This window comes from Streptomyces sp. NPDC006743 (genome assembly GCF_040703815.1).
GTDB lineage: Bacteria > Actinomycetota > Actinomycetes > Streptomycetales > Streptomycetaceae > Streptomyces.
The window spans coordinates 1-6,990 of the sequence record NZ_JBEYJA010000112.1 but is presented as its reverse complement, the minus strand read 5'-3'; the positions used below and the strand labels follow the sequence as shown (position 1 = coordinate 6,990).

6 protein-coding genes are annotated in these 6,990 nt (G+C 73.0%); 4 read left to right on the top strand and 2 right to left on the bottom strand.

Features of this window, described 5'->3' with window-relative positions; all coding sequences use genetic code 11:
• Positions 1 to 196 precede the first annotated feature (196 nt).
• Positions 197 to 2,377 (bottom strand): serine/threonine-protein kinase, encoded by a 2,181-nt coding sequence (locus ABZ719_RS36885; protein WP_366729539.1) that lies wholly within the window; start codon positions 2,375 to 2,377, stop codon positions 197 to 199.
• Between the two features lie 184 nt (positions 2,378 to 2,561).
• Between ABZ719_RS36885 and ABZ719_RS36880 the strand changes: the two genes are divergently transcribed.
• From ABZ719_RS36880 to proC, 4 genes are all read left to right on the top strand, one after another.
• A complete protein-coding gene (locus ABZ719_RS36880; RefSeq protein ID WP_366729538.1) occupies positions 2,562 to 2,882 on the top strand; it encodes an SH3 domain-containing protein in 321 nt (106 codons plus the stop codon).
• Between the two features lie 209 nt (positions 2,883 to 3,091).
• Positions 3,092 to 3,610 carry an EamA/RhaT family transporter gene (locus tag ABZ719_RS36875; protein ID WP_366729537.1) on the top strand — a complete coding sequence of 173 codons (519 nt, stop codon included), beginning with the start codon at positions 3,092 to 3,094 and terminating at the stop codon, positions 3,608 to 3,610.
• Positions 3,611 to 3,719: 109 nt separating this feature from the next.
• Positions 3,720 to 4,511, top strand: a complete 792-nt coding sequence (locus ABZ719_RS36870) for a class I SAM-dependent methyltransferase (protein ID WP_366729536.1) — start codon at positions 3,720 to 3,722, stop codon at positions 4,509 to 4,511.
• Between the two features lie 89 nt (positions 4,512 to 4,600).
• Entirely contained in the window at positions 4,601 to 5,410 is an 810-nt protein-coding gene (gene proC, locus ABZ719_RS36865) for a pyrroline-5-carboxylate reductase (RefSeq protein ID WP_037850395.1), read from the top strand.
• Between the two features lie 31 nt (positions 5,411 to 5,441).
• Here the strand turns inward: proC and trpS are convergent, their stop codons facing one another.
• Entirely contained in the window at positions 5,442 to 6,437 is a 996-nt protein-coding gene (trpS, locus tag ABZ719_RS36860; protein ID WP_366729535.1) for a tryptophan--tRNA ligase, read from the bottom strand.
• Positions 6,438 to 6,990 lie beyond the last annotated feature (553 nt).

Below are 6,990 nucleotides of genomic sequence, written 5' to 3'. Positions count from 1 at the left end.
AACGCTCGACTGGGAAACCCCAGCCGAGCGCCTGCATAAACTGCTCACAGCCTGATCAACACGACCACGTGTTGCAACGACCGCTAGAAACCGCCACCGGGGGCGGCCCCTTTCACGCATCACCTCGCGGATGCCGTCCCCGCGTCACCCGGCGAGTCCCCCTGCGCGCCTCACCCCGCGGACGGCCCTTCGCACGTCACCACGCCGACGGGGCACCCGCGTCCACGGCGAAGACGGTGCCGTCGGGAGCACCGGCGTAGACATGACCGGCGGCCGGCACCGGATCCGGGACCGAGGCGGCGACCCGGTCCGCGCCCGCGCCCAGCCGCGCCGGCGTCTGACCGACCAGCACACCCCTGACCGCGTCCACGGCCAGCAGCCGCCCGTCCGCCGACAGGACGTACACGTGCCGCGCGTCGGCGACCGGCGCCGAACCACGGCTCACGGAGGTCTCCAGGGACCACAGCCGCCGGCCCGCGGCCATGTCGACGGCGGTCAGCGAACCCCCGGCCGACAGCAGGTGGACCACCTCGCCGCGGACGGTGGCGTGTGCCTGCTGGAGCGGGACCGGCAGCGCCACCCGCCGGACCGCCCCGCTCGCCGGGGAGTAGCGGACCACCGCCCGCGTGTCGCCGTAGACCCCGTCCACGGACTGGAGGAACAGCGATCCGCCGGCCGACCCGAAGGGCCGCAGCGACCCGTTCAGCCGCGCCTGCCAGCGCACCGCACCCGTGCCGGGATCGACAGCGGTCACCCGTGTGCCCTTCCCGTCCCGTGCCGGGCTCGCCGCGTACGCCAGCGGATCACCGGCGAACGACACGAAGTACGGCTCGGTCAGGCCGGGCACGCGCCGGCTCCAGCTCGTTCCGCCCGAGCGGCTGTCCACCCCCGTCACCGTGCCGTCCGCACCGGTGAGCAGCAGCATGTCCCCCGCGCACCGCATCGCCTCGTACGCCGACACGTCACGCTGCCAGCGCACCTGGCCCGAGCGGGGATCCAGCGCCCGCAGAACGCCGTCCCGCCCGGCCGGCGGCAGCACGAGCCCGCCCGACACCTGCGGAGCGCCACCGGCCGGGGCGGCCGCCACCGGGCGCCGCCACAGCAGCCTGCCGTCGGCCGGGTCGAGGGCGAAGACCAGCCCGGGCCCGGCACACAGCAGCCGCCCGGACGCGGCGGCGCACTGCGGCATGTGACCGTTCTCGGACACCGGCCGTGCCTGCCACCCGCTGAACGCGGCCGCGGCGGTCCGCGGCGCCGCGTCCCGGTGCGCCGCCTGGCCGCCGAACACCTCCACCGCCCCGAGCGTCCCGCCCACGGCCAGCCCGCACGCACCCGCCGCCAGCGCGAGCCGCCTGCCCAGCCGCCGGCCGGGACGCCACCCGGCCCGCCCCACCGGCCGGCCGCCACCGGACCCGGCGGCCGGCACCCCGGCTCCGTCCGGCAGCCCCGCCCCGCCCGCGCCCCGCGCCTCGCCCGAGTCCCCGGCGGCGCCCGGCACCGCCGCCGCGCCCGAGCGCTGTTCCGGTATGAACAACTGCGTGTCGTACGAGGCCGACACCGACCGCAGCTCCCGCATCAGCTCGTCCGGAGTCGGCCGGTCCTCGGGCTCCTTGGCCAGGCAGCGCAGCACCAGCGGAGCCAGATCCTCCGGCAGGCCGCCCAGGTCCGGCTCGTCGTGCACGACCTGGTAGGCCACGATGTACGGGCTGTCGGAGTCGAACGGACCGCGCCCCGTCGCCGCGTGCACCAGCACCGAGCCGAGCGTGAAGATGTCGGCGGCCGGCCCGACCTCCCTCGGCCGCCGGAACTGCTCGGGCGCCATGAACGGCGGCGTACCGATCAACTTCCCGGTCTCGGTGCGCAGTTCACTGTCCTTCGGCCGGGAGATACCGAAGTCGATGACCTTCGGACCGTCCTCGGCGAGCAGGACGTTGCTCGGCTTCAGGTCACGGTGGACGACCCCCACCCGGTGGATGTCCCGCAGCGCCTCGGCGAGGCCCGCCATCAGCCGCCGCAACTGCGCCGGGGCCATCGGCCCGTTCCGCTTCACTTCCTCCGCGAGCGTGGGACCGGGAATGAACAGCGTGGCCATCCACGGCCGGTCCGCCTCCGGGTCGGCGTCGACGACCGGCGCCGTGAACGCGCCGCTGACCCTGCGGGCCGCCGCCACCTCCTGCCGGAAACGCCCCCGGAACTCGGGATCCCTGGCGAACTCCGCGTGCACCACCTTCACCGCGAGCCGCAGCCCCGACGTACTGCGGGCCAGGTGCACGACCCCCATGCCACCGGAGCCCAGACGCGACTCGAGCCGATAGTGACCGGCGTATTCCGGAAGTTCCGCTTCCGCGCCCGCTCCGATGTTGCGCTGTGGCGTCATGGACCACCCCCGTGCTGTTCGTCCCGCGCGCGCGACGCACCGACCCTAGTCGATGACGCGGACGGGACTGAGGAGGCTTGCTAGCGTTCGCGTGCGAGTCGCGTACACCTGTTCCATCACGCGCTCCAGGGGAACCAACGGGACCCCATGACAGTCATGGGGAAATGAACGGGGGAGGACCTTCATGTCGGTCGACCATGTCGAAGAGACACCGGGCCAGGACGGAGCACAGGGCGTCACGGCCCAGGCAGCGGCCCTGCGCTACTACTCGGTCGCCCCGGGCGTCAGCCTCAACGTCCGCAGCGGACCCGGCACCGGATACCCGATCGTGCGGACCCTGCTGGCGGGCGCCAAGGTGCCGGTCTACTGCCAGACCCCCGGCACCAAGGTGACCGGTCCCTACGGCACGTCGAGCATCTGGGACAACATCGACAACGGCGAGTACGTCTCCGACGCCTACATCTACACCGGCGTCGACGGCTACATCGCGCCACGCTGCGCCTGAGAGCTGCGAGCAGAAGGGGCGCCCGGCTCGCGACGCCCGGCACGCACGCTCGCGGCGTCGCCGGAAGGCCCTGACAGCTCCGCCACAAGGACCTCCCGGCGCCGTGCGCTCGCACGCACCGGACGCCGCGAGCCGATCGGACTTCCCTTCTGTCCGCAGCTCCGAGCCCGCCCCGGGCCCGCGGACCCCGGGGCGCCATAATCGGTTGCGTGAGCGACGAGAACGGCACCCCGGCCACCCCCGCGGGCTCCCCGGCCACCGGCCCCACCGGCCCGCGCCCCGAGCCCCTGCGCTTCTTCGGCACGGCCTGGGTGCACCACGACAACGGCTACGCGCTGCGCCGCGCCGGCGTCGCCGCCGGCTCACTGTTGGCGGCCGCCGCGGCCTGCTTCGTCCTCCGCTTCGCCTTCGAAGGCATCCAGATCGCGAACTCGGGCGCCTTCGTCACGCTCCTCGTCGTCGTCATGTTCGCCGTGTGCAGCGCACTCGCCTTCGGTCACACCTGGGGCGGCTTCTCCAAGCGCCCCGACCCCGAGCGCCAGTCCTCCCTGCGCGGCCTGCTCGCCATCGGCTTCATCGGCTCCCTCCTCGCCTACTTCTTCCGCTCCTTCACCGAGGCCCCCGGCGAGAAGCTCCACCGCCGGGAGTACGAAGAGGCCCGCGAACAGTTCGAACGCCGCGCCACCCGCCGCTCCGGCAACCCCTCCAGGAAGCGCCGCCACTCCTGACCCGCCGGCCCGCCGCGCCCGTCCGGACCGGCCCGCACCCGTGGGCCCGGCCCGCCCCCACCGGGCAAACTCCGCCCGCCAGGCACGCCGTCTGCACCACCATGGGCGCATGAGCGCCCCTCTCCCGCCCGCCCCGGGCCCCGCCGACCGCGCCGGCCGAGCCCGCTCCTTCGACGCGGCCGCCGCCCAGTACGCCGCCCACCGCCCCTCCTACCCGGCGGCCCTCCTCGACGCGGTCGAAGACCTCACCGGCCGCCCGCTCGCCGGCGCGCGCGTCGCGGACGTCGGCGCCGGTACGGGCATCTCGACCGCCCTCCTGCACGCGCGCGGCGCCCGTGTCCTGGCCGTCGAACCCGGCGACGGCATGGCCGCCCAGTTCTGCGGCAGCCACCCCGGCATCCCCCTCGTACGCGGCGACGGCAACGCCCTCCCCCTCGCCGACGGCTCCGCCGACCTCCTCACCTACGCCCAGTCCTGGCACTGGACCGACCCGCACCGCTCCGTCCCGGAAGCCCTGCGCGTGCTGCGGCCCGGCGGCGCCCTGGCCCTGTGGTGGAACACGGACGCCTCGGACGTCGAGTGGATCGCCGAGGCGAGCCGCCGGGCCGGCCGCTTCTTCGGCATCGACATCCCCGCCGAGAAACAGCGCGCCGCCCGCACCGAGCTGGCCGACCCCACCGGCCGTCTGCGCTTCACCCGCCGCGAGGTGCGCTGGAGCCGCCGGATCCCCGTCGACAGCCACCTCGCCAACATCGGCAGCCACTCGTTCCTCCTCGTCTGCCCCGAGGACCGCCGCACCGCCTTCCTCGCCCAGGAGCGCGACCAGCTGCTGAAGGTCTTCCCCGACGGCATCGTCGAGGAGACCTACGACGTCCTCCTCCTCGTCGCCGGCAAGCCCTGACCCCCTCCGCCCGGCCGCCCCGGCCCTCGAACGTCCCGCCTGCCGGACAACCCGCCGCACCCCCGACCGCCGGTGCGAGGATGAACCCCATGAGCCAGAAAGTCGCAGTCCTCGGCACCGGCAAGATCGGCGAAGCCCTGCTCAGCGGAATGATCCGGGCCGGCTGGGCCCCCTCCGACCTCCTGGTCACCGCCCGCCGCCCCGAGCGGGCCGAGGAACTCCGCGCCCGCCACGGAGTCACCCCGGTCACCAACGCGGAGGCGGCGAAGACCGCCGACACCCTGATCCTCACGGTCAAGCCCCAGGACATGGGCACCCTCCTCGACGAACTCGCTCCGCACGTCCCCGCCGACCGGCTGATCATCAGCGGCGCGGCGGGCATCCCCACCTCCTTCTTCGAGGAGCGCCTGGCCGCGGGCACCCCGGTCGTGCGCGTCATGACGAACACGCCCGCGCTCGTCGACGAGGCCATGTCCGTGATCTCCGCCGGCACCCATGCCACCGCCGGCCACCTCACCCACGCCGAGGAGATCTTCGGCGCCGTCGGCAAGACACTGCGCGTCCCCGAGTCCCAGCAGGACGCCTGCACCGCCCTCTCCGGCTCGGGCCCCGCGTACTTCTTCTACCTGGTCGAGGCCATGACCGACGCGGGCATCCTGCTCGGGCTGCCCCGCGACAAGGCCCACGAGCTGATCGTCCAGTCGGCCATCGGCGCCGCCGTCATGCTCCGCGACAGCGGCGAGCACCCGGTCAAGCTCCGCGAGAACGTCACCTCACCGGCCGGCACGACGATCAACGCCATCCGCGAACTCGAGAACCACGGGGTGCGCGCCGCACTGATCGCGGCGCTGGAAGCCGCCCGCGACCGCAGCCGCGAGCTGGCCTCCGGCAACAACTGACCGGACCCGCTGCCCGCCCGGTCCCAGCCCTTCAGGCGGGCAGCAGCCCGATCGCCCGGTACGCCGCGTCCACCGTCGGCCGCGCCATCTCTCTCGCCTTCTCCGCTCCCGCCCGCAACACCCCCTCCAGGTGACCGGGATCCGCGCACAGCTCCCTGTGCCGCTGCTGCACGGGCCTGAGAAGTTCGACCACGGCCTCTGCGGTGTCCTTCTTCAAGGCGCCGTACGACGCGTACGCACCGCTCAGCTCCTGCGGGTCCCCGCCCTCGCAAGCGGCCAGGATCTCCAGCAGGTTCGCGACCCCGGGCCGCTCCTGCCGGTCGTAGACGACGTCCTGCCCGCTGTCGGTCACCGCCCGCATGACCTTCTTGCGCACGACCTCCGGCTCGTCGAGCAGGTAGACGATGCCCGGTCCGGAGTCGTCCGACTTCCCCATCTTCGACGTCGGGTCCTGCAGGTTCATCACCCGGGCCGCCACCTTCGGCGGGGTCGCCTTCGGCACCACGAACGTGTGCCCGTAGCGGTGGTTGAAGCGCACGGCCAGGTCCCGGGCCAGCTCCACGTGCTGTGTCTGGTCGTCACCGACCGGCACCTCGTCCGTGTCGTACGCCAGGATGTCGGCGGCCATCAGCGCCGGGTACGTCAGCAGCGACAGCCGCACGCTCCCGCCCCGCCCCTGCTCGCGCACGGATTTCTCCTTGTACTGGATCATCCGCCGCATCTCGCCGTCGGTGGCCACGCACTCCAGCAGGTAGGACAGCCGGGCGTGCTCGTCCACGTGGCTCTGCACGAACACGGTGCACCGCTCGGGATCCAGCCCGGCCGCCAGAAGCAGCGTCGCCGCCTGCCGGCTCAGCCTGCGCACGCGCGCGGGGTCGTGGTCCACGGTCAGAGCGTGCAGGTCGACGACGCAGAACAGCGCGTCCGCCCGGTGCTGGTCGACCTCGGCCCACTGCCGCATGGCGCCCAGGTAGTTCCCGAGTGTCAGGTGCCCGGTCGGCTTGACCCCACTGAAGACCCGTGTCATCTCCACTCCATCTCTCGGTCGAGACCGCCGTCCCCGGCCGGCCTGGCCCCCGGAGCCCCTGGAGGGAGAAACGAGAACGGCCGCCGAGGCGGCGGCCGTTGTGTTGCGTACGTGAGCGCGGCCGCCGTCAGGCGGGCCACCACTGCTGGTCGTACGTACGCGTAGTCATGACGAACAGCGTACGCCCCCGGGGCCTGCGCGGCCATGAGTTGACACGCCCCGCCGGGATCCGTAAGGTACTTCGAGTTGTCCGACGTGAGAGCCGACTCCGGTCGGTCCCCGGGCAGCCACTCCGCAAGTCCTCTTCATTACTCGACGACAGTCGTTTCAGTCTGTCTGCCGTCGTGCATTGTCGTGCGTATTTACGGAATGAGGAATCCGCGTTCGCGAGAACGCAGCCCCCGATTCGCTCGGGAGCACGGAATCCGCTAAAGTCTCACTCGTCGGAACGGCCCAAGGGCCGGGAAGGCGAACCCCGCTGACTGGGGGTCAGGCCGAAAAGGATCTGATAGAGTCGGAACCGCCGGAAAGGGAAACGCGAAGCGAAAGCGGA

Bases quoted from the DNA above. Each gene is read 5' to 3' on its own strand.
- ABZ719_RS36880 (WP_366729538.1), top strand. From the start codon at position 2,562: ATGTCGGTCGACCATGTCGAAGAGACACCGGGCCAGGACGGAGCACAG.
- trpS (WP_366729535.1), bottom strand. From the start codon at position 6,437: ATGACACGGGTCTTCAGTGGGGTCAAGCCGACCGGGCACCTGACACTC.
- proC (WP_037850395.1), top strand. From the start codon at position 4,601: ATGAGCCAGAAAGTCGCAGTCCTCGGCACCGGCAAGATCGGCGAAGCC.
- ABZ719_RS36870 (WP_366729536.1), top strand. From the start codon at position 3,720: ATGAGCGCCCCTCTCCCGCCCGCCCCGGGCCCCGCCGACCGCGCCGGC.
- ABZ719_RS36885 (WP_366729539.1), bottom strand. From the start codon at position 2,377: ATGACGCCACAGCGCAACATCGGAGCGGGCGCGGAAGCGGAACTTCCG.